Origin of the sequence: Burkholderia sp. RF4-BP95, assembly GCF_001521985.1 — a bacterium.
Taxonomy (GTDB): domain Bacteria; phylum Pseudomonadota; class Gammaproteobacteria; order Burkholderiales; family Burkholderiaceae; genus Burkholderia; species Burkholderia diffusa.
Window position 1 is genome coordinate 1 of sequence record NZ_LOSX01000072.1, and the last position, 23,840, is coordinate 23,840.

Annotated in this window: 24 protein-coding genes; 6 read left to right on the forward strand and 18 right to left on the reverse strand. The window is 65.2% G+C overall.

The window, feature by feature from the left end; translation table 11 throughout:
• Nucleotides 1-243: 243 nt before the first annotated feature.
• From WS46_RS24025 to WS46_RS35610, 4 genes are read right to left on the reverse strand one after another with little or no spacing between them, the layout of a single operon-like run.
• The gene (locus WS46_RS24025) at nt 244-819 is read right to left on the reverse strand and encodes a hypothetical protein (protein ID WP_059691982.1); all 576 of its coding nucleotides are present in this window, start codon (nt 817-819) and stop codon (nt 244-246) included.
• Between the two features lie 16 nt (nt 820-835).
• Nucleotides 836-1,597 carry a TIGR02391 family protein gene (locus WS46_RS24030; RefSeq protein WP_257130049.1) on the reverse strand — a complete coding sequence of 254 codons (762 nt, stop codon included), beginning with the start codon at nt 1,595-1,597 and terminating at the stop codon, nt 836-838.
• A gap of 50 nt (nt 1,598-1,647) precedes the next feature.
• Nucleotides 1,648-2,985 (reverse strand): YhcG family protein, encoded by a 1,338-nt coding sequence (locus WS46_RS24035; protein WP_059691984.1) that lies wholly within the window; start codon nt 2,983-2,985, stop codon nt 1,648-1,650.
• Nucleotides 2,982-3,359: a hypothetical protein gene (locus tag WS46_RS35610; RefSeq protein WP_156443177.1), complete on the reverse strand. Its 378-nt coding sequence runs from the start codon at nt 3,357-3,359 to the stop codon at nt 2,982-2,984. The genes WS46_RS24035 and WS46_RS35610 overlap by 4 nt, the downstream gene beginning before the upstream one ends.
• A gap of 83 nt (nt 3,360-3,442) precedes the next feature.
• Here WS46_RS35610 and WS46_RS24040 point away from each other — a divergent pair, with 83 nt between their 5' ends.
• Nucleotides 3,443-3,829, forward strand: coding sequence for an AlpA family transcriptional regulator (locus WS46_RS24040; protein ID WP_059691985.1), 387 nt, complete (start codon nt 3,443-3,445; stop codon nt 3,827-3,829).
• A 24-nt stretch (nt 3,830-3,853) separates the two neighbouring features.
• Here WS46_RS24040 and WS46_RS24045 read toward each other — a convergent pair whose 3' ends face one another.
• The 6 genes from WS46_RS24045 to WS46_RS24070 form a co-directional block, all read right to left on the reverse strand.
• Nucleotides 3,854-5,110: a tyrosine-type recombinase/integrase gene (locus WS46_RS24045; protein ID WP_059691986.1), complete on the reverse strand. Its 1,257-nt coding sequence runs from the start codon at nt 5,108-5,110 to the stop codon at nt 3,854-3,856.
• A 310-nt stretch (nt 5,111-5,420) separates the two neighbouring features.
• A complete protein-coding gene (guaA, locus tag WS46_RS24050) occupies nt 5,421-7,040 on the reverse strand; it encodes a glutamine-hydrolyzing GMP synthase (RefSeq protein ID WP_059529378.1) in 1,620 nt (539 codons plus the stop codon).
• A 107-nt stretch (nt 7,041-7,147) separates the two neighbouring features.
• On the reverse strand, nt 7,148-7,735 hold the full coding sequence (locus tag WS46_RS24055) for a hypothetical protein (RefSeq protein WP_059691987.1): 588 nt from the start codon (nt 7,733-7,735) through the stop codon (nt 7,148-7,150).
• Nucleotides 7,736-7,741: 6 nt separating this feature from the next.
• A complete protein-coding gene (gene guaB / locus WS46_RS24060) occupies nt 7,742-9,202 on the reverse strand; it encodes an IMP dehydrogenase (protein ID WP_059464274.1) in 1,461 nt (486 codons plus the stop codon).
• A 276-nt stretch (nt 9,203-9,478) separates the two neighbouring features.
• The gene (locus tag WS46_RS24065) at nt 9,479-10,306 is read right to left on the reverse strand and encodes a DUF2182 domain-containing protein (RefSeq protein ID WP_059691988.1); all 828 of its coding nucleotides are present in this window, start codon (nt 10,304-10,306) and stop codon (nt 9,479-9,481) included.
• Nucleotides 10,307-10,336: 30 nt separating this feature from the next.
• Nucleotides 10,337-11,101 carry a DUF899 domain-containing protein gene (locus WS46_RS24070; RefSeq protein ID WP_059691989.1) on the reverse strand — a complete coding sequence of 255 codons (765 nt, stop codon included), beginning with the start codon at nt 11,099-11,101 and terminating at the stop codon, nt 10,337-10,339.
• 113 nt (nt 11,102-11,214) lie between these two features.
• Here WS46_RS24070 and WS46_RS24075 point away from each other — a divergent pair, with 113 nt between their 5' ends.
• From WS46_RS24075 to WS46_RS24085, 3 genes are all read left to right on the forward strand, one after another.
• Nucleotides 11,215-12,435, forward strand: a complete 1,221-nt coding sequence (locus WS46_RS24075) for a hypothetical protein (RefSeq protein WP_059691990.1) — start codon at nt 11,215-11,217, stop codon at nt 12,433-12,435.
• A gap of 30 nt (nt 12,436-12,465) precedes the next feature.
• Nucleotides 12,466-13,149 carry a glutaminyl-peptide cyclotransferase gene (locus WS46_RS24080; protein ID WP_059691991.1) on the forward strand — a complete coding sequence of 228 codons (684 nt, stop codon included), beginning with the start codon at nt 12,466-12,468 and terminating at the stop codon, nt 13,147-13,149.
• 182 nt (nt 13,150-13,331) lie between these two features.
• Nucleotides 13,332-14,315, forward strand: a complete 984-nt coding sequence (locus WS46_RS24085; RefSeq protein WP_059691992.1) for a DMT family transporter — start codon at nt 13,332-13,334, stop codon at nt 14,313-14,315.
• Nucleotides 14,316-14,379: 64 nt separating this feature from the next.
• On the opposite strand, the gene WS46_RS24090 is transcribed toward WS46_RS24085, so the two are convergent.
• Nucleotides 14,380-14,703, reverse strand: coding sequence for an RnfH family protein (locus WS46_RS24090; RefSeq protein WP_059691993.1), 324 nt, complete (start codon nt 14,701-14,703; stop codon nt 14,380-14,382).
• Between the two features lie 4 nt (nt 14,704-14,707).
• Nucleotides 14,708-15,145 carry a type II toxin-antitoxin system RatA family toxin gene (locus tag WS46_RS24095; protein WP_059529356.1) on the reverse strand — a complete coding sequence of 146 codons (438 nt, stop codon included), beginning with the start codon at nt 15,143-15,145 and terminating at the stop codon, nt 14,708-14,710.
• Nucleotides 15,146-15,243: 98 nt separating this feature from the next.
• On the opposite strand from WS46_RS24095, the gene smpB reads away from it, so the two are divergent.
• Nucleotides 15,244-15,690 (forward strand): SsrA-binding protein SmpB, encoded by a 447-nt coding sequence (gene smpB / locus WS46_RS24100; protein ID WP_050012888.1) that lies wholly within the window; start codon nt 15,244-15,246, stop codon nt 15,688-15,690.
• 225 nt (nt 15,691-15,915) lie between these two features.
• Here smpB and WS46_RS24105 read toward each other — a convergent pair whose 3' ends face one another.
• The 3 genes from WS46_RS24105 to ppsA all read right to left on the reverse strand — a co-directional run bounded on the left by WS46_RS24105 (nt 15,916) and on the right by ppsA (nt 19,937).
• A complete protein-coding gene (locus WS46_RS24105) occupies nt 15,916-16,851 on the reverse strand; it encodes an SPFH domain-containing protein (RefSeq protein WP_059529353.1) in 936 nt (311 codons plus the stop codon).
• Between the two features lie 33 nt (nt 16,852-16,884).
• Nucleotides 16,885-17,319 (reverse strand): NfeD family protein, encoded by a 435-nt coding sequence (locus WS46_RS24110; protein WP_059691994.1) that lies wholly within the window; start codon nt 17,317-17,319, stop codon nt 16,885-16,887.
• 218 nt (nt 17,320-17,537) lie between these two features.
• The gene (gene ppsA, locus WS46_RS24115; protein WP_059529348.1) at nt 17,538-19,937 is read right to left on the reverse strand and encodes a phosphoenolpyruvate synthase; all 2,400 of its coding nucleotides are present in this window, start codon (nt 19,935-19,937) and stop codon (nt 17,538-17,540) included.
• 376 nt (nt 19,938-20,313) lie between these two features.
• Here ppsA and WS46_RS24120 point away from each other — a divergent pair, with 376 nt between their 5' ends.
• On the forward strand, nt 20,314-21,129 hold the full coding sequence (locus tag WS46_RS24120; RefSeq protein ID WP_059450011.1) for a pyruvate, water dikinase regulatory protein: 816 nt from the start codon (nt 20,314-20,316) through the stop codon (nt 21,127-21,129).
• Nucleotides 21,130-21,249: 120 nt separating this feature from the next.
• Here WS46_RS24120 and WS46_RS24125 read toward each other — a convergent pair whose 3' ends face one another.
• Genes WS46_RS24125 through lpxB form a run of 3 tightly spaced genes read right to left on the reverse strand, consistent with a single transcriptional unit; the run spans nt 21,250 to nt 23,839 of the window.
• On the reverse strand, nt 21,250-22,032 hold the full coding sequence (locus tag WS46_RS24125) for an RNA methyltransferase (protein ID WP_059529345.1): 783 nt from the start codon (nt 22,030-22,032) through the stop codon (nt 21,250-21,252).
• Nucleotides 22,029-22,673, reverse strand: coding sequence for a ribonuclease HII (gene rnhB, locus WS46_RS24130; RefSeq protein ID WP_059691995.1), 645 nt, complete (start codon nt 22,671-22,673; stop codon nt 22,029-22,031). The genes WS46_RS24125 and rnhB overlap by 4 nt, the downstream gene beginning before the upstream one ends.
• Complete coding sequence (gene lpxB / locus WS46_RS24135) at nt 22,670-23,839, reverse strand: lipid-A-disaccharide synthase (RefSeq protein WP_059529340.1); 1,170 nt, start codon at nt 23,837-23,839, stop codon at nt 22,670-22,672. Before lpxB ends, rnhB begins: the two co-directional genes overlap by 4 nt.
• Nucleotide 23,840: the final 1 nt, after the last annotated feature.

Genomic DNA, 23,840 nt, shown 5'->3' on the forward strand with positions numbered 1-23,840 from the left:
CGACTATGCCGCCCTCATGCCATGGAGCATGCCTGCCACTCCCAACCTCTGATGGGCGTCGTTAAAAGACCGCATACGGTGGTCTCCATGATTGGCCTAGTGCTCGTGTTGCAGCAGCCAGTGAATTTTAGAGAGAGGTACTCGATTGTTTGATTCTGGTAGAACAGCCGTGGACCAAGCCCCGGCGCTTGTGCCGGAAAACTGGCCCGAGCAATGAAACAACCAAACGGAGTAGCCAGCGTCCTAGCCGGTTACTCCTTGGCGGTATTCTGCGATGAAACTGCGATAAGCGAACGTAATCAGGTCGCGCACCAATTCAAGAAGGCCACCGACCGGGAACCCATCGAATGGGTCACCGTGGGCCATCGCATTTCTGCGTTGCGCTAATGTCGGCTTCACCGTGCCGACTAGTTGACCGATCGCACTACCGCCACAGCGGGCGACAACAGGTATTTGCGCGTCAGTCAAACCGTCGACCTCCACTAGATGCTTGAGCACGGCGGCAAACGTCCGCTCTCGTGTCTTGAACTTGGTCCCATAGCGATCCATTAGCGCGAGTTCCAGCGTGGTCAGAGCGACCAGCTCGCCGGCCTTGATTAAGTCGGTGTCGATCCAGCCAAGCAAATAGAGCTTCTGCGCTCGGGCGTATTTCAGGCGCACAACATCTGGAATGCGAGCGTCCATGTCTAGGCTGGCGATGAACATGCGCCATTGATCAGCGTGGTTGAACTGAATGAAGCCACCTGGATTGCCTTGCACCGGCCAAGGCATCAAGAGCGGCTCTTGCCGCGCAGGTAATTCGATACGTGGAAGACCCATAGATGGGATTTCCTCACTACGGTAATGGAATAGCCTTCTGTGTGCGATCCAGCTTGCGATGAATCAACGACACCAGGGTCAGAATGTCGAGTGCATCTTGCTCGGACATGGGCCAGTTCGTCTTGGGTGCATGGGCCAATGGATTGCGCACGGCCCCGAACAGGCCGATCAGAAGATTCGCAAAGCCTTTCTGTTCGCTTTTCTCGGACTCTGTGATGAGCGGCCCTAACACCAAGACGGGCTGCTGACCCGCAAATGCCTTGTTCACCAGGTCTGCGCCATCACCGTTCAGGCCCGACAGCGTACGAATCCGCTCAGCGACACCTTTTGTCGCCTCGAAGACGGCATGGAAGTAGTTTTCGTCGAGCAATTCGGCACGGCAGTAGCTCAACACTTCCTCATGAACCGTCCGGCTTTCCAGCGCAGCTTTGAGTCGCCCGGCGCGTGCGCGGGCCGCATCCAAGGTCGTTGCCTTGTCGGCATGGCCAACCTTGCCATCCTCGCGCACGTAAAAACCAGAGAAGGCCAGCACAACATTGAGTTCGTCTCGCCGCCAAGCGAACGTTCCCGTATCGCGGGCATAGCTCACGGGATTCATCGCTCGATTGATGAACATGATGAGGTGGTTGCCGACCTGGTGCTGGTTCTGCGCTGCCGCCAAGGCATTGAATAATCGCTTCCATTTGGTGATGCCTGGTGATACGTCAGCGACATTGATCTCCTGCAGCAAACGCTCGATTTGTGTGCCCGTGAGCCCATGCACCGTGTCCGCCAGCACTTGGCAGACTGCTTGGAGGTGCTGGGAGTCGAAAGGGGTAATTCGCGTCGTCACCGCATGCCTCTAAGTTCCGTTAGGAACGCCGTGCCAATTTCCACGGCCTGCTCCGCGCCCACAGCGTCTACATCCACGCCATGCACGGCCGCATTCATGACGCGAAGGGCTCCAAGAAAGCGTTCAGTACTGGCCGGTGCGAGGCCACGTTGATGCAATTCGCGCAGCATATTGCCAATGCCGGCGGGCGCCGCCGAAGCAAGGCCGTTGTCAGATAGGATATCCCGTAAGATCCGCTCGATCTCAATTCGCAACTTGACAACGGACATCAGCGGAAACTCGCGTGCAAATTCCTCGGCGGTTGGCAGTGCCTGCTGCAACTGCGGCGGCAGTGCTGGGGAGAGCATGTACTGGGCAACGCCCATCGGCTTGCTCGAATCGCGTAAAGCATATTCGACGATCACTTCGTTACGCCCTTTGCACAGGATGATGCCAATGGTCGGCTGATCGTCCTTGTGCTTAAGCTGATCGTCGACGGCCGAGAGGTAGAAGTTCATCTTGCCGGCAAACTCGGGCTTGAACTCTTCGATCTTCAACTCAATCACGACGAAGCAACGCAATCGCAGGTGATAGAAGAGAAGATCGAGGTAATAGTCCTGGCCGCCGACTTCAAGATGGTATTGGCTGCCAACGAAGGCAAAGCCTTTGCCAAGTTCGAGGATCAGCGCGCGCAAGTGCTCAATCAGACCACGTTCGAGATCGCGCTCCAGCATATCGGGACCAAGGGCGAGAAAGTCGAAGGTATAGGGGTCTTTGAGGAGTTGCTGGGCAAGCTCGGACTGTTCAGCGGGCAACGTCCGCGAGAAGTTCGTGAGCGCGTTGCCCTGGCGAGCGAACAATTTGCTCTCTATCTGGTGGATAAGGACAGCACGGCTCCAGCCGTGTTCGATGGCCTGCTGTGCATACCATGCGCGCTCCTCGGGCGCCTTGACGGTATCGAGAAGGCTGACGTTATGCCCCCAGGGCAATTGTGCAACGACCTGTTGCACAAATTCGCCGTCAGGCCAGGCATCGGCGAAGGCACGCATATATTTGAGGTTTCGGGCCGAAAGCCCAGTCATTTCGGGGAATGCCTGGCCCAAATCGACGGCCAGTCGGTCGATAACCTTGGCACCCCACCCTTCCCGCTCCTGCCGAATCAAAATGTCGCGGCCAATGCTCCAATAAAGCAGGATCAATTCGCGATTGACCGACAGGCTAGCGCGATGACGGGCCTCGGAAATCCGGCTCTTCAGGTCACCGACGAAGGCTGCGTAGCTCTGTACTGTGATCTCGGCAGTCGATTTCGCAGTCTTGGCACGACTCGATGCTGGCTTGGACGACCGTGGGCTCATGCGGCCACCTCCTTGGGTGAAGATTTTGTGCGTTTGCTTCCTAGCGGCACGTTACGACCATTTTCCTTTCGGTGCCGGTATGGGTGGTAGTTGCCCTCACCGTCCACAGTTGCAGGGACTACCGTCGCTGGTGTGGCCGGTGCTCGGCTGTCGACAGTATCTCGCCGCTGATTAGCAACCTTGCCGGCTGCCGCCCGCACGGAATTATCCTCGGTATGCACACGAGTCGTGAACATGGTGACGGTCTCGTCGCAGTCACGCCACTCTCCGACCTTGATGGGAACACCGGCATTAGCGATGTCGGTTGCTGCGCGATGGCGGATGCCATGCGCCCCGACGCCATTTCGGATTTTCGGCATAGCAATTGAGATCAAGATTGCTCCAAGTTCGCCGTACCACGCTACAGCAAGTTGTCCCGATAGGTATTGAACCTCACCATGCCTCCATGCGTGTACTCATGGAGTCCGATGTGGAACACCTACCGCAAGCAGTATCCAGCGCAGCTGGCATCGACACCGGCCAGCATCTTCCTGTGCCGGGCACGGAAGCCTACGAGGAGTTGCCGCAGTTCCCGAAGCGCAATCCCCTTCCCTACCGTCGTACCATCCGCCGCCAGGAACTGCGGCAGATCGTTCCCTTGGCGGAAACGACGATCTACGAAATGGAGCGCCGCGGCGAGTTCCCGCGCCGCTTCAACCTGACGCCGCGCTGCGTTGTGTGGGACTTGGCAGAAGTGGAAGCGTGGATCGAGCAACGCAAGCAAGATCGTCGCGGCAGCGTCTCGAAGCCAGATGTCTACCTACGAAAGACCCGCCCTGTTCGGGCGGGTTCGAGTGAGGAATGAAGCTGGACAGCAGCTCTCGTCCAATCACGCCATCGCGCTCAACGCCGGGACCACCACGTTCTCCGGCATCAGCTTCGGCACATAGGCCTGCCCGCCGCCCCAAGCATCGACCATGTTGGCCCACTCTTGCAGCATGTGGCGCCGTTGCTCCGCGTATTCGGCCTTGTTATAGACCGAGCGCGAGGAATGCCCGTCCTCGTGCGCCAGGCACTTCTCGATCCAGTCGCGATTGAAGCCGATTTCGTTCAGCAACGTCGAGCCGGTACGTCGCAGGTCATGGACAGTGAACGGTTGCAGTGGCAACCCTTTCGTCTTTGCCGCCTCCGCCACGAGCTGCGTGACCCGATTCAAGGTTGCATTTGACATGCACCGCTCTGGGTCGTAACGAGAGGGAAAAACGAATCTTGAGCCGGCGGCGCAGGCGTGTAGCGTCACGAAGATGTCGAGCGCTTGGCTCGACAGATAGACCACGTGCGGATTGCGCCCCTTCATCCGCTGCTTCGGAATCGTCCAGGTCTTGCTCTCGAAATCGACCTCATCCCAAGTAGCCTGAATCAGTTCGCTCTTACGCACCAGCGTCAGCAAAATCAGGCGCAGCGCCAGCTTAATGGTCGGATAGGTCGCAACCGATTCCATCTGTTGTACAAACAGTCGGATTTCCAGCGGCGACAAGGCGCGATCCTTCGGAACGAAGGTGGCGATCGAGGCCGCTCCCACGCTGTCAGCGGGGTTGTCCACCTTTTCGCCGTGTGCGATGGCATAGACATAGACCTGCTTCACGATGTCCCGAATCTGAACCGCGGTGGCGGGCGCCCCGCGTTCCTTGACCTTGTTGCACAAGGCTCGCAGGTCTTCGGCCTGGATCTCGGTCAGCAGGCGGTTCTGGAAGACCGGCAAGATGTCCCGGTCGATGATGTGCTTGCGCATAGCACGCGTGCTGTCTGCCAATCGTGCATTGGCCAGCCACGTCTCCATCGCCGTACCGAAGGTCTTGATGGCGACCACCCGGCGTTTTTCGCGTTGCTTTTCGAGCGCAGGCGAGATGCCCTTCAGCACAGCTTTGCGCGCGTCCAGGAGCAGTTCGCGCGCCATCGCCAGTGAGATGCCGCCGGGACCGTAGCGCCCGAGGGTCAGCGTCTCGCGGCGTCCGTTGAGGCGGTAGTCGTAGCGGAAGGTGACAGTACCGCTGGGCGATACCGTCACGTACATCCCGTCCCGGTCAGAAGCCTTATAAATCTTGGATTTAGGCTTCAGATTTCGTAGTGCAGCGTCGGTCAGCATCTAGGTTTCCTCTGGCTTTTGACGGCTTTACCGTCAGGCTTTACCGTCAAGGACCTGGAGACCTGTTGATGCCCGGAAAGCCGCATAAAACAAGCTTTCCTGAGAAGGCTTTTACCGTCAAAGACGGTAAAAGTCTGAATAGTGAACGAGAGCGTCTTAATCCCGCCTCGATTTTTACCGTCAGCTCTACCGTCAACTTTTTCTGTTGGCGGGCGATAGCCACCGATAGCTGCCGTGACGTATTTTTCTCTAAATCAATACGTTACGTCGGTTTTTCGATGGCTGACGATAGTCCTCGAAGGACGTCAATTCACTCCCACTCGATCGTCGCCGGCGGCTTGCCCGAGATGTCGTATACCACGCGGTTGATCCCGCGCACCTCGTTGATGATCCGGTTGGACGCGCGGCCGAGCAGCGCGTACGGCAGGTGCGCCCAGTGCGCGGTCATGAAGTCGGTGGTCTGCACCGCGCGCAGCGACGTCACGTAGTCGTACGTGCGGCCATCGCCCATCACGCCGACCGACTTCACCGGCAGGAACACCGCGAACGCCTGGCTCGTCAGGTCGTACCAGGTCTTGCCGACGTCGGCCTCGCCGCACAGGCCCGCTGCCGCGTCCTGCGCAGTGGCGGTCGTGCCGCGCAGTTCCTCGATGAAGATCGCATCCGCGCGACGCAGCAGGTCCGCGTATTCGCGCTTCACTTCGCCGAGAATCCGCACGCCGAGGCCCGGGCCCGGGAACGGATGGCGGTACACCATCTCCGGCGGCAGGCCGAGCGCGACGCCCAGTTCGCGCACTTCGTCCTTGAACAGGTCGCGCAGCGGCTCGAGCAGCTTCAGGCCGAGCGTTTCCGGCAGGCCGCCGACGTTGTGGTGGCTCTTGATCGTCGTCGCCTTCTTCGTCTTCGTGCCGCCCGACTCGACCACGTCCGGATAGATCGTGCCCTGTGCGAGCCACTTCGCCTTCGACAGCTTCTTCGCTTCCGCCTGGAACACTTCGACGAACTCGCGGCCGATGATCTTGCGCTTCGCTTCCGGATCGGTCACGCCGGCCAGATGGCCGAGGAACTGCTCGGACGCGTCGACGTGCACGACCTTCGCATGCAGGCGGCCCTCGAACATGTCGAGCACCATCTTGCCTTCGTTCAGGCGCAGCAGGCCGTGGTCGACGAACACGCAGGTGAGCTGGTCGCCGATCGCGCGATGGATCAGCGCCGCCGCGACGCTCGAATCCACCCCGCCCGACAGGCCGAGAATCACTTCCTCGTCACCGACCTGCTCGCGGATCTTCGCAACGGCTTCCTCGATGTGATTCTTCATGATCCAGTCGGGCTTCGCGCCGGCGATCTGCAGCACGAAGCGTTCGATGATCTGGCGGCCCTTCACCGTGTGCGTGACTTCCGGGTGGAACTGCACCGCGTAGTAGCCGCGCGCCTCGTCGGCCATGCCGGCGATCGGGCAGCTCGGCGTCGACGCCATCAGCGCGAAGCCCGGCGGCAGCTCGGCAACCTTGTCGCCGTGGCTCATCCAGACCTTCAGCATCCCGTGGCCTTCGGCCGTCTTGAAATCCTCGATGCCGTCGAACAGGCGCGTATGCCCGTGCGCGCGCATTTCCGCGTAGCCGAATTCGCGATGGTCGCTCCACTCGACCTTGCCGCCGAGCTGCACGGCCATCGTCTGCATGCCGTAGCAGATGCCGAGCACCGGCACACCGAGATCCCACACGGCCTGCGGCGCACGCAGCTGGTGGTCTTCGTACGTGCTCGCATGGCTGCCCGACAGGATCACCGCCTTCGGCGCGAACTCGCGGACGAAGTCGTCGGACACGTCGTTCGGATGGATTTCGCAGTAGACGTGCGCTTCGCGCACGCGGCGCGCGATCAGTTGGGTGACTTGCGAACCGAAGTCGAGAATCAGGATTTTGTCGTGCATGGCTGCGGACAGGATGAAGAGAATAAGAAAAGCAGCGCATGAAGCGCTGCGTCAATAGCATGGACAACGGCGTCGGGCGGCAGGCGGCTCGCGCGACGCATCGCCGGTCAATCCTGCGACGGCGGGCGGGCGTCGAACGCGACGCTGCCTGACAATCGGTCGGATTCGGCCGGCGTGGCTGCCGACGGCGCCGCCGGACGGCCGACGACCGGTTCGACCCGTTGCTGCGGGGCGGAGGCCGGCGCCGGTGCGGCCGGACGCTGCGCGTCCCGGGCCTCGAGCGCCTGCGCCTTCTCGCGCCGCCGCACGGCCGAGGCGAGGCGTACGCCGCCGACACCGAGCACGATCAGCGCGACACCGGCCATCGTCGACAGCACGCGGCCGGCGGCCGCGAGCGCGGGACCGTTGCCGGTGCCGAACGACCACACCACCGCCAGCACGCCGATCAGCCAGTTCACATGGCCGACCGTACGCGCGACGGGCGCCGTGAGATCGCCGTTGACCGCCGCATGGAACGCGAGCCACGCGAGGCCGAGCAGCGCGATGCCGAACGCCTGGCCGAGCATCGCCGGCTGGATGTTCGCCAGCTGCAGCGCGTTGAACAGCGCCTGCCAGGGCGTCAGCACGAACAGCACGCCGAACGCCAGCAGCAGCACGGCATCGACGATCAGCACGGCTCGCAGCAACGGTTTCATCGGCGATCAGTCCACGTGGTAGTTCGGTGCTTCCTTCGTGATCTGCACGTCATGCACGTGCGACTCGCGCATGCCCGCCGCGGTGATCTGGACGAATTCGGCCTTGTCGTGCAGCTCGTCGATCGTGCGGCAGCCGCAGTAGCCCATGCTCGCGCGCACGCCGCCGACCAGCTGGAACAAGATCGCGTTGACCGAACCCTTGTATGCGACGCGGCCTTCGATGCCTTCCGGCACGAGCTTGTCGATATTCGCCGAGTTGTCCTGGAAGTAGCGGTCTGCCGCGCCGTCCTTCATCGCGCCGACCGAACCCATGCCGCGGTACGACTTGTACTGGCGACCCTGATACAGGAACACGTCGCCCGGCGCCTCTTCGGTGCCCGCGAACATGCTGCCCATCATCACCGCGTTCGCGCCGGCCGCGAGGGCCTTCGACACGTCGCCCGAGAAACGCACGCCGCCGTCGGCGATGCACGGCACGCCGGTGCCCTTCAGCGCTTCCGCGACGTTCGCGATCGCGCTGATCTGCGGCACGCCGACGCCCGCGACGATCCGCGTCGTGCAGATCGAGCCCGGGCCGATGCCGACCTTGACCGCGTCCGCGCCGTATTCGACGAGCGCCTTCGCGGCGGCTGCCGTCGCGATGTTGCCGCCGATCACCTCGACGTGCGGGAAGTTCTGCTTGACCCAGCGCACGCGCTCGAGCACGCCCTTGCTGTGGCCGTGCGCGGTATCGACGACGATCACGTCGACGCCGGCCTGCACCAGCAGCTCGACGCGCTCTTCGTTGTCCGGGCCGACGCCGACCGCCGCGCCTGCGCGCAGCTTGCCGTGTTCGTCCTTGCACGCATCCGGGTGTTCGGTCTGCTTGGTGATGTCCTTGACGGTCATCAGGCCGCGCAGTTCGAACGCGTCGTTGACGACCAGCACGCGCTCGAGGCGGTGGCTGTGCATCAGCGCCTTCGCTTCGGCGAGCGGCGTGCCTTCCTTGACCGTGACGAGGCGCTCGCGCGGCGTCATGATCGACTTGACCGGTTCGTCGAGGCGCGATTCGAAACGCAGGTCGCGGTTCGTGACGATGCCGACGAGTTGCGGGCCTTCCACGACCGGGAAGCCCGAGATGCCATGCTGACGCGACAGCGCGATCACGTCGCGCACCTTCATCTGCGGCGGAACCGTGATCGGGTCGCGCACGACGCCCGATTCGAAACGCTTGACCTTCGCGACCTCGCGGGCCTGCTCGGCCGGCGTGAGGTTCTTGTGGACGATGCCCACACCACCCTGCTGCGCCATCGCGATCGCGAGGCGACCTTCGGTGACCGTGTCCATCGCGGCGGACACGAGCGGCATGTTCAGGGAGATGTTGCGGGTCAGCTTGGTCTTCAGGCTGGTGTCGCGCGGGAGAACGTCGGAGAAGGCGGGAACGAGGAGCACATCATCGAAAGTGAGTGCTTTTTGGATCAGACGCATGGCAAATCCTATGGGCGCAAAAGCGAATTATACGCGAAGCGCTGCGAATTTTCACAACACGAACAACGGGTTAGGCGTTTTCAAGCGTTTGGGGGCCGAATCGTTCGGATCGCCGTTCGGTTCGTTTTCGATCGCCTTTCGTTTCACCCCCGCATCGCCCCATTCGCGCAGGCGGCCGGAATCGGGCCGATCGCACGTCGTGGCCGCGCGACGGCGGCCCTGCCGGCGGGGCCTCGGCCAGCCCCGCTCGGCACATCCCTGCGGCCCCGGGCGGCACTAGACCAGCCCGGCCGCGGCGCGCGCAATCATCGCCACGCCGACACCGATCGCGCCGCCGCCGACGATCCGGGCAACGCGTTCGCCGCCCGGCGCCAGCCGCTCGGCGGCGATCGCCCCGGTCACGACGGCCATCACGCGTAGATCCATCATGCCGGCTGCCAGGGCAACGGCCATCAGGTTCCCGCAGCAGGCGCCGCAACGTAGCGCGGTTCGCACGCCGTACCACCAAGCAACCGCGGCCGCGGCTCCGGCCCGCCGCGCACATGCGTCGTCCGGTGCATGCCGGCAGCAAGCGAGCCGGCGCGCCTTCCAGCCGGACAACTGCAGCACGCCCGCGCCGAGCACGACCGTGCCGGACGCGAACGGCATCGCGACGGCGAGCGCGGGCAACCGCGCGGCGACCGCCGCCAGCGCGGTGCCGCCTGGAAACACCAGCGCGCCGAGCGCCATCCACGCGGAGAAATAACCGGCGCCCGCGACCGCGACCAACCATGCCGCGCGCGTCTCGCCCGACAGGCCGAGGCTCCGCCGGTATCGCCAGAGCACCGGCGCCAGCACCGGCAGCATCATCGTCACCGTCATCGCGCCCCACATGCCTGCGAACGCGGCGAACGCGCGCCCTGCCTCCCATCCGCACGGCCGGAGCCATCCAGCCGACAACGTCCAGCCGCCCGCCATCGGCATGCCGCCCATCGCGTCCATCGATGCGTGCTGCGCGAGCGTCGCCCAGACGCCGGCGCCAAATACCGCGACGAGCGCGGCGCCGAATGCCCGCCGGCCACCGCCCGGCGCGCCGGGCGCAGCCGGTTTCGTCGTGGCGCTCATTGCCCGCTCCCGCCGCTCGCCGGCCCGCGCTCAGCCGCGCGCGTACTCGTCATGGCGGCGCCACCACACGCCCGTCTCGTTGCGCCCGCGCGGCGCACGATCGAGCCACTGATACATCCCCCACAGCCCGTCGAGCCCGCGTGCGTACGTCGAATACGTGTGATAGACGACGCCATCCTCGCGCACGAACGCACTCATCCCGGGCCGGTCGCGCGCATACGTGGCGGCGTCGGTGCCGCAGGTCGCCGCGAACTGGGCGACGGCCGCCGGCGGCGGGTCCATGTCCATCGCGTGACCGGCCCGCGCATAGTTGTATTCGACGTCGCCGGTGCGTTGCTGCGTTTCGGTGAACGACACGTTGAAGTCGAAATTGAACTCGCCGCCGTCGGACGACGCCCACGGAAAGTGCCAGCCCATCCGCTGCCGGTACGCGAGCAGCTTCGCGAGCGGCGCGCGCGACACCGCCGCGAGCGTCACGTCGTGGTTCGCGAGGTGGACCGCAAAACCGTCGAAACCGTCGGCGAGCGCCGAGCACGACGGGCAGCCGGCCTTGTAGTCGGGGCCGAACATGAAGTGATAGACGAGCAGTTGCGAACGGCCGCCGAACAGGTCGTCGAGCGTCGCCGGGCCGTCCTCGGTGTCGAACCGGTAGGCCTTGTCGACGCGCACCCACGGCAGCGCCTGGCGCCGCCGCGCGAGTTCGTCGCTTTGCCGCGTCAACGCCTTTTCCGCATCGAGCAGCGCGCGGCGCGCAGTCAGCCATTCGGCGCGCGTTCCGGTGAGATGGTTCGTCATTGCAGGTTCCTCCTTTCGATGGATATCCGGGCACGGCGCCTCTGCCGTGTGCGTGGTGCTAGATTAGGGCCGGGCATCGGACCGGAGGGAGTGACAACTGTGTCGGGATTCGGATGGATTCGCTGATCACGGCCGCCGCGCGGGCGCTCGCGGCGGGCGACCCGCTCGGCGCGCTGAACCGCGTCGCACTGCGCGGCGACGCGCCCGCGCTCGCGTTGCGCGGCATCGCGATGGCGCAGCTCGGCGATTTCGAGCGCGCGCGGGCGCTCGTGCGCGGCGCGGCACGCGCGTTCGGCGCGAAGGAAGCGCTCGCGCGGGCGCGCTGCGTCGTCGCGGAAGCCGAAATCGCGCTGGCGTCCCGCGACCTCGGCTGGCCGTCGCGCGCCCTCGAAGCCGCCTGCGCGACGCTCGACGCACACGGCGACCGCGCGAACGCCGCGCATGCGCGCTATCTCGGCGTGCGCCGACTGCTGCTGATCGGGCACGTCGACGAAGCCGAACGGCAGCTCGCGAACCTCGATCCCGCACCACTGCCGGCCGCATCGCGCGCGGCCCACGAACTGATCGCGGCCGGCATCGCGATGCGCCGCATCCGCCCGCACTTCGCGCGCACGGCACTCGCCCGTGCCCGCGCGGCCGCACGGGACGCCGGCATCGCCGCGCTGACGGCCGAAGTCGAGACGGCCGCACGCATGCTGGATACGCCGGCCGCGCGGCTCATCGCGCGCGGTGCGTCGCGGCTCGTGCTGCTCGACGAGGTCGAGGCGCTGCTGGAATCGAATGCGCTGGTCGTCGATGCATGCCGCCACGCCGTGCGCGACGCACGCACGACCGTGTCGCTCACGCGCCGCCCGGTGCTGTTCGTGCTCGCCCGCGCGCTGGGCGAGGCGTGGCCCGGCGACGTGTCGAGAAACGCGCTCGTCGCCGCGGCGTTTCGCGCGAGACACGCGGACGAATCGCATCGCGCACGCCTGCGCGTCGAGATCGGCCGCTTGCGCGCGATGCTGCGCCCGCTCGCGAACGTCACCGCGACGCCGCGCGGCTTCGCGCTCGAGCCGCTCGGCCCACGCGAGACCGTCGTGCTCGCGCGTCCGGTCGACGATCGCCATGCGGCCGTGCTCGCGCTGCTCGCGGACGGCGAGGCATGGTCGAGCTCCGCGCTGGCGCTCGCGCTTGGCGCGAGCCAGCGCACCGTGCAGCGCGCGCTCGATGCGCTCGCCGAAGCGGACAAGGTGCAGGCGCTCGGCCGCGGTCGCGCGCGCCGCTGGATGACGCCGCCGCTACCCGGATTCGCGACGACCTTGTTACTCCCCGCACCGCTGCCGGGCGACTAGGATGGGCACACCAACGACGAGGTGACAGACATGAAACGCTCCACCGCAGACATCCTCCGCGAATACGGCCCGTTTCCGGGCGTCGACGGCGTGCACGGCGTCACGTTCGACGGACAGCGCGTCTGGTTCGCGTCCGGCGACAAGCTGAACGCGCTCGACCCGGAACGCGGCACGACCGTGCGCGCACTCGACGTCGCCGCGCACGCAGGCACCGCGTTCGACGGGCGTCATCTGTTCCAGATCGTCGAGGACCGCATCGAGAAGATCGATCCCGATTCGGGCCGCGTGCTCGCGACGATCCCCGCGCCCGGCGGCGGCGCGGATTCGGGGCTCGCGTGGGCCGAAGGTACGCTGTGGGTCGGCCAGTATCGCGAGCGCAAGATTCATCAGGTGGATCCGCAATCGGGCGCCGTGCTGCGCACGATCGAGTCGAACCGCTTCGTCACCGGCGTGACGTGGGTCGACGGCGAGCTGTGGCACGGCACCTGGGAAGCGGACGAGAGCGCGCTGCGGCGGATCGACCCGCGCACCGGCCAGGTGCTCGAACAGGTCGACATGCCGCCCGGTGTCGGCGTGTCGGGGGTGGAATCCGACGGTCGCGACCTCTTCTACTGCGGCGGCGGCAACAGCGGCAAGCTGCGCGCCGTGCGGCGCCCTGCGCGAGCACGCGCGGAGGGCGACGGTGCGGCGGCATCCGAGCCGGTCGAGCGCTGATGGCCGATCATCGACGGGCCACCCGGCCCGCCGCCATCTCCGGTCAACGCCGGAACGAATCGCGATGGCGCTCCCGGCCGATCCCGAATTTCGCCCGCTCCGCGAGTGCAGAAATGAACAAGACGCTGTCGCGCCGCCGTCGTTAAGATGCGCGCTCGTCAGTCATTCGTTCGGAGCAGTCGATGCAGCGCGGTGTAGTGTATGGCGTCCTTGCGGGCGCGTTGTGGGGGATGGTCTTTCTCGTGCCGCGGCTGATGACCGACTTCTCGCCGCTGCTGCTGAGCGCGGGCCGCTACGCGATGTACGGCCTCGTGTCGCTGGCGGCGGCACTGCCGGCTGCCCGTTCGCTGCTCGTGCGGCTTACGCGCGAGGATATCGTCGCGCTCGCGAAGCTCGCGCTGATCGGCAACGTCGCGTACTACATGCTGCTGTCCGGCGCCGTGCATCTGATCGGCATCGCGCCCAGCTCGCTGATCGTCGGCGTGCTGCCCGTGACCGTCACGCTCGCCGGCCTCGGCGACCAAGGCGCGATGCCGCTGCGGCGCCTCGTCGCCCCGCTCGCACTGGTGATCGCCGGCATCGTCTGCATCAACGTCGACCTGTTCACATCGGAAGCCGCACATGCGACGACGCTCGGCCAGAAGCTCGCCGGCATCGCGTGCGCAACCGGCGCGCTCGCGAGCTGGACCTGGTACGCGGTCGCGAACACGCGCTACCTGCAGCGCCACCATCATTTCGGCGGCAACGAATGGTCGGTGCTGTGGGGTGTCGTGACGGGCCTGATCGGCGGCCTCTGCTGGCTCGCGATCCTCGCGCTGCCGGCCGGCACGGTCCAGGCGGCAGTCCCGGCATCGCGCTGGCAACTGTTCTGGCTGCTGAACCTCGCGCTCGCGATCGGCGCGTCGTGGCTCGGCAACGGACTGTGGAACGCGGCATCGAAGCGGCTGCCGCTCACGCTGTCCGGCCAGCTGATCGTGTTCGAGACCGTGTTCGCGATGCTCTACGCATTCGTCTACGACCACCGGATGCCGCGCGTGCTCGAGATCGCGGCGCTCGCGCTGCTGCTGGCGGGCGTGTACGGGTCGGTGCGCCGGCACGGCGACACGCATGCGAGCGGCGACACGCCCGGCCGTGCAGCCGCGAACGCGAACATCACGGCCCACTGAGCGCGTGCGAGCCTGGTCTGACGAATCGGGACAAAAGGAAATGGAGCGATGCTGGCGCGACGCGTCAGCGCGCGTCCTTGTGCATCCACTTGCGGCCCTCGATGGAGCCCTCGCGGCGGGTCTTGTCGACGCGCCGCTGGCGCGCGAGCTTCGGATCGACGATCAACGGGCGGTAGATCTCGACACGATCATGATCGGCAAGCGGCGCGTCGAGCGGCGCGAGCTTGCCGAACACGCCGGTTTTTGCGTGCACGAGGTCGATTTCCGGGTGCAGCGCGAGCACGCCGCTCGCATCGATCGCCGCGCGCACGGTCGCGCCTTCGGGCAGCGACACCGGAATCAGCGTCTGACGATCCGGCAGCGCGTAACAGACTTCGATCGACAGCATCGCGTCACCCCTTCCCGTAGCGCTGGTCGGCGCGCTTGACGAACGAATCGACGAACGTGTTCGCGATATGGCTGAACACCGGCCCGATGATCTTCTCGAGCAGGATGCTCGAGAACTCGTAGTGCAGCGCAAATTCGATCTTGCATGCATCGGAGCGCAGCGGGATGAAGCGCCACGAACCCGTGAACTTCCGGAACGGGCCGTCCGCGAACTCCATGTCGATCCGTGTCGGGCGCTGCTGCGTGTTGCGCGTCGCGAAATGCTGCTTGATGCCCTTGAAGTTGATGTCGATGCGCGCTTCCATCCCGCTGTCGTCCTGACGGCGAATCTCGACGCCGCCGCACCAGGGCAGGAAATTGGGGTAATCGGCCACGTCGGTGACGAGGTCGAACATCTGTTCCGCCGAATGACGGATCAATACGGTTTTCTGGACATCTGCCATAAATCGCGCGGCATCGCTCGAGGTAAGAACGCAAGCCGGGCGATTCCCGCCCCGCTTTGCTAAAATCGTGATTTTAAACGAGTTGGCCCGATCCTTTCATGAGCATCATCGACAACAGGAAAGCGCACTTCGATTATCACATCGAGGAACGCTACGAGGCGGGGCTCGTGCTCGAGGGCTGGGAAGTCAAGGCGCTGCGCGCCGGGCGCGGCCAGATCAAGGAAGGCTACGTCGTGGTCAAGAACGCCGAGATCTTCCTGATCGGCACCCACATCAGCCCGCTGCCCGAAGCCTCGACGCACATCAAGCCCGATCCGGTCCGCACGCGCAAGCTGCTGCTGCATCGCGACGAAATCAAGAAACTGATCGGCAAGGTCGAGCAGCGCGGCTACACGCTCGTGCCGCTGAACTTCCACTACAAGGGCGGTCGCGTGAAATGCGACATCGCGCTCGCGAAGGGCAAGAAGCTGCACGACAAGCGCGAAACCGAGAAGAAACGCGACTGGGAGCGCGAAAAGGCCCGCATCATGCGCGCCGGTACCTGACGCGCAACATCCCGCATCGCAAACGACACGGCCCGCTCGAAGCGGGCCGTGTGCTTTTGTGAGCCGCGATGCGTCGATGCGACGATCGAGCAGCCGCGCACGGTTCCTGATGAAACCCTGCGCCGCTTATCGTCATGCGAGCAGGATCGCGATTCCATGGCGCGACGTTTCGCCGCATGCCGGCCGCACGCAACGGCCGGACGGCTCACCGAGCCGCGCGTGCGCTCAACCCTTTCCGACCGCGGCTGGCGTCGCGTTCTTGACGATCGTCAGCGCCGACGCGATCGCGGTGCCGAGATCCGACAGGTTCGCCGGCACGATCAGCGTATTGCCCTGTTTCGCGAGGTTCGAGAAGGCACCGACGTACTGCTCGGCGACCTTCAGGTTCACGGCATCCATCCCGCCCTGCGACTGGATCGCGTTCGCGATCTTCTGGATGGCCTGCGCGTTCGCCTCTGCCACCGCGAGAATCGCGGCCGCCTCGCCCTGCGCCTGGTTGATCGCGGCCTGCCGCTCGCCTTCCGACTTCTGGATCGCCGCCTCGCGCGCGCCCGACGCGAGGTTGATCTGCTCCTGCTTGCGGCCTTCGGATGCGGCGATCAGCGCGCGCTTTTCCCGCTCGGCGGTGATTTGTGCCTGCATCGCGTGCAGGATTTCCTTCGGCGGCGTCAGGTCCTTGATCTCGTAACGCAGCACTTTCACACCCCAGTTCGCGGCAGCCTGGTCGAGCGCCGACACGATGTTGTGGTTGATGAAGTCGCGTTCCTCGAAGGTCTTGTCGAGCTCGAGCTTGCCGACCACCGACCGTAGCGTCGTCTGCGCGAGCTGCGTGATCGCGAGCACGAAGTTGCTCGATCCGTACGACGCCTTCATCGGATCGGTCACCTGGAAGTACAGCACGCCGTCGACCTGCAGTTGCGTGTTGTCGCGCGTGATGCAGACCTGGCTCGGCACGTCGAGCGGAATTTCCTTCAGCACGTGCCGGTAGGCGATCCGGTCGACGAACGGCAGCACGATATTGAGACCGGGCGACAGCGTCGCGTGATAGCGCCCGAAGCGTTCGAGCACCCACGCATGCTGCTGCGGCACGATCTTCACCGTCTTCGACACGATCACAATGGCGATGACGAGCAGGACGACCCAGATGATCAGCGAATCCATGAAATGTTCTCTCCTTGTTGTATCAGCGGACGATCAGCCCGCGGGTTTCGCTACGACCACGAGACAGTTGCCGCGCACGGCGCGTACCTGATACACGCGCACGTCGTCGCGCTCGCCGTGCGCGAGTTCGACGTCCCAGTCGGCGCCGCGGTATTGCACGCGCGCGTGGCCGTCATGCCACGCGTCGACCGTGACGGTCGAGCCGATATCGAGATTGACGTCGGGATTCGTCGACGTGTCGCGCTTCTGCTTGCGCCCGAGCCCCGAGCGGCGCAGCACGATCATCGCGATGATCGCGACCACGGCGGCCACGCCAAACTGCACGTGCGGCGCGAAACCGGCCAGTTGCAGCAATCCGCCCGCGAGAAAACCGAGCGCAATCATCAGCAGGTAGAACGTGCCCGTGAGCAATTCGGCCACGACCAGCACACCCACCGCGACCCACCAGAACAGATGCCCCGACATCATTGTGGTCTCCAGAAAAACGGTCCCGTACGCTCACTATATTCTTCGCTGCCGCAAGCGGACGCGACCGGCACGCCCGGGTCGGCCGGGTCACCCCGTTACGTACCGACAAACAAAAACACCCCGGTGCTTACCGGGGTGTTTATAACACGAACCTTGCATTTTGCCTTCAACGCAAGCGCGGCGGTACCGCACTTGCGCCGAACGGCCATTACCGACCGTTACTTCCGGTTGGCGAGCGCCTGCCACGTATCGATGATCGTGTCCGGGTTCAGCGAGATCGACACGATGCCTTCGTCGGTCAGCCATTGCGCGAAGTCCGGATGATCGGACGGGCCCTGACCGCAGATGCCGACGTACTTGCCCATCTTGCGGCAGGTATCGATCGCCCGCTTGAGCAGGAACTTGACGGCCGGGTCGCGTTCGTCGAAGTCGACGGCCAGCAGTTCCATGCCCGAGTCGCGGTCGAGGCCGAGCGTGAGCTGCGTGAGGTCGTTCGAACCGATCGAGAAACCGTCGAAGTGCTCGAGGAACTCTTCGGCAAGGATCGCGTTGGTCGGAACTTCACACATCATCACGAGGCGCAGGCCGTTCTCGCCACGCTTCAGGCCGAACTTCTCGAGCAGGCCGACGACGCGCTCCGCCTGCTTCACGGTCCGCACGAACGGCACCATGATCTCGACGTTGGTCAGGCCCATCTCGTCGCGCACGCGCTTCAGCGCACGGCACTCCATCTCGAACGCCTGCGCGAAGTCTTCGGCGATGTAGCGCGACGCGCCGCGGAAGCCCAGCATCGGGTTTTCCTCGTCCGGCTCGTAGCGCGAACCGCCGATCAGCTTCTTGTACTCGTTCGACTTGAAGTCGGACAGACGCACGATCACGGGCTTCGGATAGAACGCCGCGGCGATCGTCGCGACGCCTTCCGTCAGCTTGTCGACGTAGAACTGGCGCGGCGACGCGTGGCCGCGCGCGACGCTCTCGACCGCCTTCTTCAGATCCTGGTCGATGTTCGGGTACTCGAGGATCGCCTTCGGGTGCACGCCGATGTTGTTGTTGATGATGAACTCGAGACGCGCGAGGCCAACACCACCGTTCGGCAGTTGCGAGAAGTCGAACGCGAGCTGCGGGTTGCCGACGTTCATCATGATCTTGACCGGGATTTCCGGCAGTTCGCCGCGCTGCACTTCCGTGACTTCCGTCTCGAGCAGCCCGTCGTAGATCTTGCCTTCGTCGCCTTCCGCGCACGACACCGTGACGAGCGCGCCGTCCTTCAGGATGTCGGTCGCGTCGCCGCAGCCGACGACTGCCGGCACGCCGAGCTCACGCGCGATGATCGCCGCGTGGCAGGTCCGGCCGCCACGGTTCGTGACGATCGCCGCCGCACGCTTCATCACCGGCTCCCAGTTCGGGTCGGTCATGTCCGCCACCAGCACGTCGCCCGGCTGCACGCGTTCCATTTCCGACGGATCCTGGATCACGCGCACGGGGCCCGCGCCGATCTTCTGGCCGATCGCACGACCCGTCGCCAGCACCTGCGACTGGCCCTTCAGCTTGAAGCGCTGCTCGGCCTTGCCGGTCGCCTGGCTCTTCACCGTTTCCGGACGCGCCTGCAGGATGAAGATCTTGCCGTCGCGGCCGTCCTTGCCCCACTCGATGTCCATCGGACGCTGGTAGTGCTTCTCGATGATGACCGCGTACTTCGCCAGCTCGATCACGTCTTCGTCGGTGATCGAGTAGCGGTTGCGCTGCTCGTGCGGCACGTCGACCGTCTTCACGCGGCCCGGCTCGCCCGGCTGCGTGAATTCCATCTTGATCAGCTTCGAGCCGATCGAGCGGCGGATGATCGGGTACTTGTCCTGCGCGAGCGTCGTCTTGAACACGTAGAACTCGTCCGGGTTCACGGCGCCCTGCACGACGGTTTCGCCCAGGCCATAGCTCGACGTGATGAACACGGCGTCCTTGAAGCCCGATTCGGTGTCGATCGTGAACATCACGCCGGCCGCGCCGACGTCCGAGCGGACCATGCGCTGCACGCCGGCCGACAGCGCGACTTCCGCGTGCGTGAAGCCCTTGTGCACGCGGTACGAGATCGCGCGGTCGTTGTACAGCGACGCGAACACGTGCTTCATGCGGTCGAGCACGTCGTCGATGCCGACGACGTTCAGGTACGACTCCTGCTGGCCGGCGAACGACGCGTCGGGCAGGTCTTCCGCGGTCGCGGACGAACGCACGGCGAACGACAGCTCGCCCGGCGAGCCGTTCTTCAGGATTTCGAACTGTGCGCGGATTTCCTGCTCGAGACGTGCCTGCAGCGGCGCATCGACGATCCACTTGCGGATTTCGGCACCGGCTTCGGCGAGCGCCTTCACGTCGTCGATGTCGAGCGACTCGAGACGCTTGGCGATGCGATCGGTCAGATCGTTGTGCTTGAGGAAATCACGGAATGCGAGCGCGGTCGTGGCGAAACCGGTGGGTACGCGAACGCCTGCTTCGGAAAGCTGGCTGATCATCTCGCCGAGCGACGCATTCTTGCCGCCCACGATCTCCACATCGGTCATCCGCAACTGCTCGAACGGGATTACATACGCCTGGTCCTTTGCGACGTTTGCTGCGTTAGTCATACAAGCCCCTAAGTGTGAAAAAAATGCTCGATTGCGCAAGTGGGCTCGGACGCGGGCGCTTGCAAAAAGGCGCGGCGCGTCTTGCGCAACCTGTTGGAGAAACAATCGCAGCGGCGGAAAATCTTCCGACCCGATTTGCAAAAATCCCGGCAGAAGGGCGATATAGTCAGACGAATCGCCGAACTTGCCGGGAGTTTTAGATCGATCGCGGCAAGCCCGGGGTGCCGTTCGCACCCTGCCCCCGCAATTGCTTATCCAACAGGTTGCCGCTATTCTACCGTGCCGGCTGCCGGATGTGGCGCGACCTTGTCACTGCGTCTGGAGGCGAACCTCCAGCCGCCCGCGCAACCGCCCTTCACGTTCGACGCCCAGATTCATGCTGCCTACCGTTTTCATCGTCTCCGACGGCACCGGGATCACTGCCGAAACCTTCGCGCACTCGATCCTCTCCCAGTTCGACCAGAAATTCCGCCTCGTGCGCTTGCCGTTCGTCGACTCGCTCGACAAGGCCTTTGCGACCGTCGAGAAGATCAACGAAGCCGCAGTGCACGACGGTCGCCGCGCGATCGTGTTCACGACGCTCGTCGACAGCGAGTCGAACGACATCGTCAAGCGCTCGAACGCGCTCGTGCTGGACATGTTCCAGCGCTTCGTCGAGCCGCTCGAGCAGGAACTGGAGCTGAAGTCGAGCCACGCGATGGGTCGCGGCCACCAGAACGCCGACACCGAGGAATACAAGACGCGGATCGAGGCGATCAACTTCTCGCTCGCGCACGACGACGGCCAGTCGAACCGCAACCTGTCGGAGGCCGACGTGATCCTGGTCGGCGTGTCGCGCAGCGGCAAGACGCCGACCAGCCTGTATCTCGCGATGCAGTACGGCGTGAAGGCAGCCAACTATCCGCTGATTCCGGAAGACTTCGAGCGCGGCAAGCTGCCGTCGGCGCTGTCGCCGCATCGCGACAAGCTGTTCGGCCTGTCGATCGACCCGCAACGCCTGTCGGAGATTCGCAACGAGCGCCGCCCGGGCAGCAAGTACGCGGCGCCGGAGAACTGCCGCTACGAGATCAACGAGGCCGAGGCGATGATGCGTCGCGAAGGGATCAAGTGGCTGTCGTCGACGCACAAGTCGATCGAGGAGATCGCGACGACGATCCTGCAGGAAATCCGTCTCGACCGGCAGTCGTACTGACGACTTGCCCGCCGGCGCGGCCGCCAGGCCGCCGCCAGAAGCAGAAAGGCCGCGTCGAACGCGGCCTTTTTTTCATGGTCGGGATACGCGCGCGGACAACGCCGTGCGTCACGTCGTCAGTCACGCGCGCCGCTGCTGCCGCACCTGCTCGAACAGACACACCGCCGCCGCCGCCGCGACGTTCAGCGACTCCATGCCGCCCGGCTGCGGGATCGTTACGCGATGCGTGGCCGCGTCGCGCCAGAACGCCGACACGCCTGCGCCCTCGTTGCCGAACACCCATGCGACGGGCCCGGCCAGGTCGCAGTCGTAGACTGCCCGCGCGCCGTGCGAATCGGTCAGCGCGACCGGCACGTCGAGACGCGCGGCGAGCGCGTCCGGCTCGACGTCCTCGTGGATCGACAGCAGGAAATGCGCGCCCATCGCCGAACGCAGCACCTTCGACGACCACGCATAGGCCGTGCCCGGCGCACAGAATACGTGCCGCACGCCGGCGGCCGCCGCGCTGCGCAAGATCGAACCGACGTTGCCGGCGTCCTGCACGCCGTCGAGCACGACAGACGTGTGCGTGACGCGCTCCGGCAGCGGCTGCGCGGGCCGGTCGACGAGCAACAGGAAACCGACGCCGCTGACCACGTTCGACAGTTGCCCGAACAATGCGTCGGGCAGCGTGACGACCCGCTGCGCGTCGACGCGCGCGATGATCGCCTGCGCTTCGTCGTGCGCGAGCGCACCTTCGGTCGCGACGCACAGCTCGGGTGTCGCGCCCGTATCGAGATACGCGCTGGCGAGGTGGAAACCCTCGAGCAGCGCCTGACCGCCCCGCCGCTGCTGGGACGTCGAACCCGCGAGCGCCTTCAGGCGCTTGTACAGCGGGTTGTCGCGGGAAGTAATGCTTTTCATCGAATCAGGTCAAGTGCCGCACGCACCGGCGCGAAGGAGCGCCGATGGGCTTCGCACGGGCCGTGCTCGCGCAGCGCGGCAAGATGTTTCTCGGTACCGTAGCCCGCATGCACGTTGAAGCCATATACCGGGAAGCGCTCGTGCAGGTCGACGAGCATGCGGTCGCGCGTGACCTTCGCGAGGATCGATGCGGCGGAAATGCTCGGCACGAGCGCATCGCCGCTGACGATCGCCTCGGCACGCACCGTCAGCGTCGGACAGCGGTTGCCGTCGATCTGTGCGAGCGTCGGCAGCACCGACAGGCCTTCGACGGCCCGCTTCATCGCGAGCATCGTTGCGTGCAGGATGTTGAGCGTATCGATCTCGTCGACGCTCGCCGAAGCGACGCAATACGCGCGCGAGCGCGCGACGATCAGCTCGTACAGCGCGTCGCGCTTCTTCGCGGACAACGCCTTCGAATCGTCGAGCCCGTCGATCGGCTGCGCGGGATCGAGGATCACCGCGGCGGCGACCACCGGCCCCGCGAGCGGGCCGCGGCCCGCTTCGTCGACGCCGCAGACGATCTCGTCGGGCCGGCTGAAGTCGAAGCCGCCCTGCACGTCGGTCGACGCGCGGCGGCGTGGTGCACGTGCAGCCGTCATGCGCGCCCCTTGCGTTGCTCGAGTACGCGCACGACCGCTTCGGCCGCTTTCGCGGCCGTGTTCTGCCGCAGCGAGAGATGCATTTCGGTAAACACTTCGGTCAGCGTGCGACGGTTCGCATCGTCGCGCAGCTGCGTGAGCGTCGCATCGGCGAGCGCCTCGGGCGTCGCGAAATGCTGCAGCAGCTCGGGCACGACGAAGCGCCCCGCCAGAATGTTCGGCAAGCCGACGTACGGCAGGTAGCCCTGCCGGCGCATGATCTGCCCCGTCAGCCAGGGCACCTTGTACGAGATCACCATCGGCTTCTTCAACAGCGCGGCTTCCAACGTGACGGTGCCGCTCTTCACGAGGATCGCGTCGGCGGCCGTCATCGCGACCTGCGAGCGGCCGTCGGTGATCGTCAGCGCAAGCTGCGGATGCGCGTCGACGAGCGGCTGCAGCAGTTCGCGCAGTGCAGGCGTCGCCGCCGGCATCACGAACCTCACGCCGGGCTCGCGCTGCTGCATCAGCGCCATCGCTGCGAAGAACGTCGGGCCGATCAGTCCGATCTCCGAGCGCCGGCTGCCCGGCAGCACCGCGATCACGGGGCCGTCCGCGGGCAAACCCAGCGCGATGCGCGCGCCATGCGTGTCGGGCTCGAGCGGAATCTCGTCGGCCAGCGGGTGGCCGACATACGTCGACGCGACGCCCGCCTTGTCGAGGATCGCCGGTTCGAACGGGAACAGGCACAGCATGTGGTCGACGGACTTCGCGATCTTCTTGATCCGCCCCCCGCGCCATGCCCAGATCGACGGGCACACGAAGTGGATCGACGGGATGCCCGCGTCGCGCGCGGCCTGCTCCACGTTGAAGTTGAAATCGGGCGCGTCGACGCCGATGAATGCGTCGGGCCGCTCCGCGAGCAGCTGGCGCTTCAGTTCGCCGCGAATCCGAAGGATTTCGGGAATCTGGCCCAGCGCCTCGACGTAGCCGCGCACCGTCAGCTTGTCCATCTGCCAGTGCGAGTCGAAGCCGTGCGCGAGCATCCGCTGCCCGCCGATCCCGTAGTAGCGGGTCGACGCGGGCAGCCGCGCTTGAAGCCCGCCGAGCAGCGACGCCGCGAGCAGATCGCCCGACGGCTCGCCGGCCACCATCGCGAGCCGGAGCTGATTGGTCGGGAGCGACATC

Coding starts and splice junctions, on each gene's coding strand:
- rnhB (WP_059691995.1), bottom strand. CDS start 22,673: ATGACGGCTGCACGTGCACCACGCCGCCGCGCGTCGACCGACGTGCAG.
- ppsA (WP_059529348.1), bottom strand. CDS start 19,937: ATGACTAACGCAGCAAACGTCGCAAAGGACCAGGCGTATGTAATCCCG.
- WS46_RS24125 (WP_059529345.1), bottom strand. CDS start 22,032: ATGAAAAGCATTACTTCCCGCGACAACCCGCTGTACAAGCGCCTGAAG.
- WS46_RS24065 (WP_059691988.1), bottom strand. CDS start 10,306: ATGAGCGCCACGACGAAACCGGCTGCGCCCGGCGCGCCGGGCGGTGGC.
- guaB (WP_059464274.1), bottom strand. CDS start 9,202: ATGCGTCTGATCCAAAAAGCACTCACTTTCGATGATGTGCTCCTCGTT.
- WS46_RS24095 (WP_059529356.1), bottom strand. CDS start 15,145: ATGGCAGATGTCCAGAAAACCGTATTGATCCGTCATTCGGCGGAACAG.
- WS46_RS24105 (WP_059529353.1), bottom strand. CDS start 16,851: ATGGATTCGCTGATCATCTGGGTCGTCCTGCTCGTCATCGCCATTGTG.
- WS46_RS24070 (WP_059691989.1), bottom strand. CDS start 11,101: ATGACGAACCATCTCACCGGAACGCGCGCCGAATGGCTGACTGCGCGC.
- WS46_RS24090 (WP_059691993.1), bottom strand. CDS start 14,703: ATGCTGTCGATCGAAGTCTGTTACGCGCTGCCGGATCGTCAGACGCTG.
- WS46_RS24040 (WP_059691985.1), top strand. CDS start 3,443: ATGGAGTCCGATGTGGAACACCTACCGCAAGCAGTATCCAGCGCAGCT.
- smpB (WP_050012888.1), top strand. CDS start 15,244: ATGAGCATCATCGACAACAGGAAAGCGCACTTCGATTATCACATCGAG.
- lpxB (WP_059529340.1), bottom strand. CDS start 23,839: ATGTCGCTCCCGACCAATCAGCTCCGGCTCGCGATGGTGGCCGGCGAG.
- WS46_RS24035 (WP_059691984.1), bottom strand. CDS start 2,985: ATGAGCCCACGGTCGTCCAAGCCAGCATCGAGTCGTGCCAAGACTGCG.
- WS46_RS24110 (WP_059691994.1), bottom strand. CDS start 17,319: ATGATGTCGGGGCATCTGTTCTGGTGGGTCGCGGTGGGTGTGCTGGTC.
- guaA (WP_059529378.1), bottom strand. CDS start 7,040: ATGCACGACAAAATCCTGATTCTCGACTTCGGTTCGCAAGTCACCCAA.
- WS46_RS24075 (WP_059691990.1), top strand. CDS start 11,215: ATGGATTCGCTGATCACGGCCGCCGCGCGGGCGCTCGCGGCGGGCGAC.
- WS46_RS24085 (WP_059691992.1), top strand. CDS start 13,332: ATGCAGCGCGGTGTAGTGTATGGCGTCCTTGCGGGCGCGTTGTGGGGG.
- WS46_RS24045 (WP_059691986.1), bottom strand. CDS start 5,110: ATGCTGACCGACGCTGCACTACGAAATCTGAAGCCTAAATCCAAGATT.
- WS46_RS24055 (WP_059691987.1), bottom strand. CDS start 7,735: ATGAAACCGTTGCTGCGAGCCGTGCTGATCGTCGATGCCGTGCTGCTG.
- WS46_RS24025 (WP_059691982.1), bottom strand. CDS start 819: ATGGGTCTTCCACGTATCGAATTACCTGCGCGGCAAGAGCCGCTCTTG.
- WS46_RS24080 (WP_059691991.1), top strand. CDS start 12,466: ATGAAACGCTCCACCGCAGACATCCTCCGCGAATACGGCCCGTTTCCG.
- WS46_RS24120 (WP_059450011.1), top strand. CDS start 20,314: ATGCTGCCTACCGTTTTCATCGTCTCCGACGGCACCGGGATCACTGCC.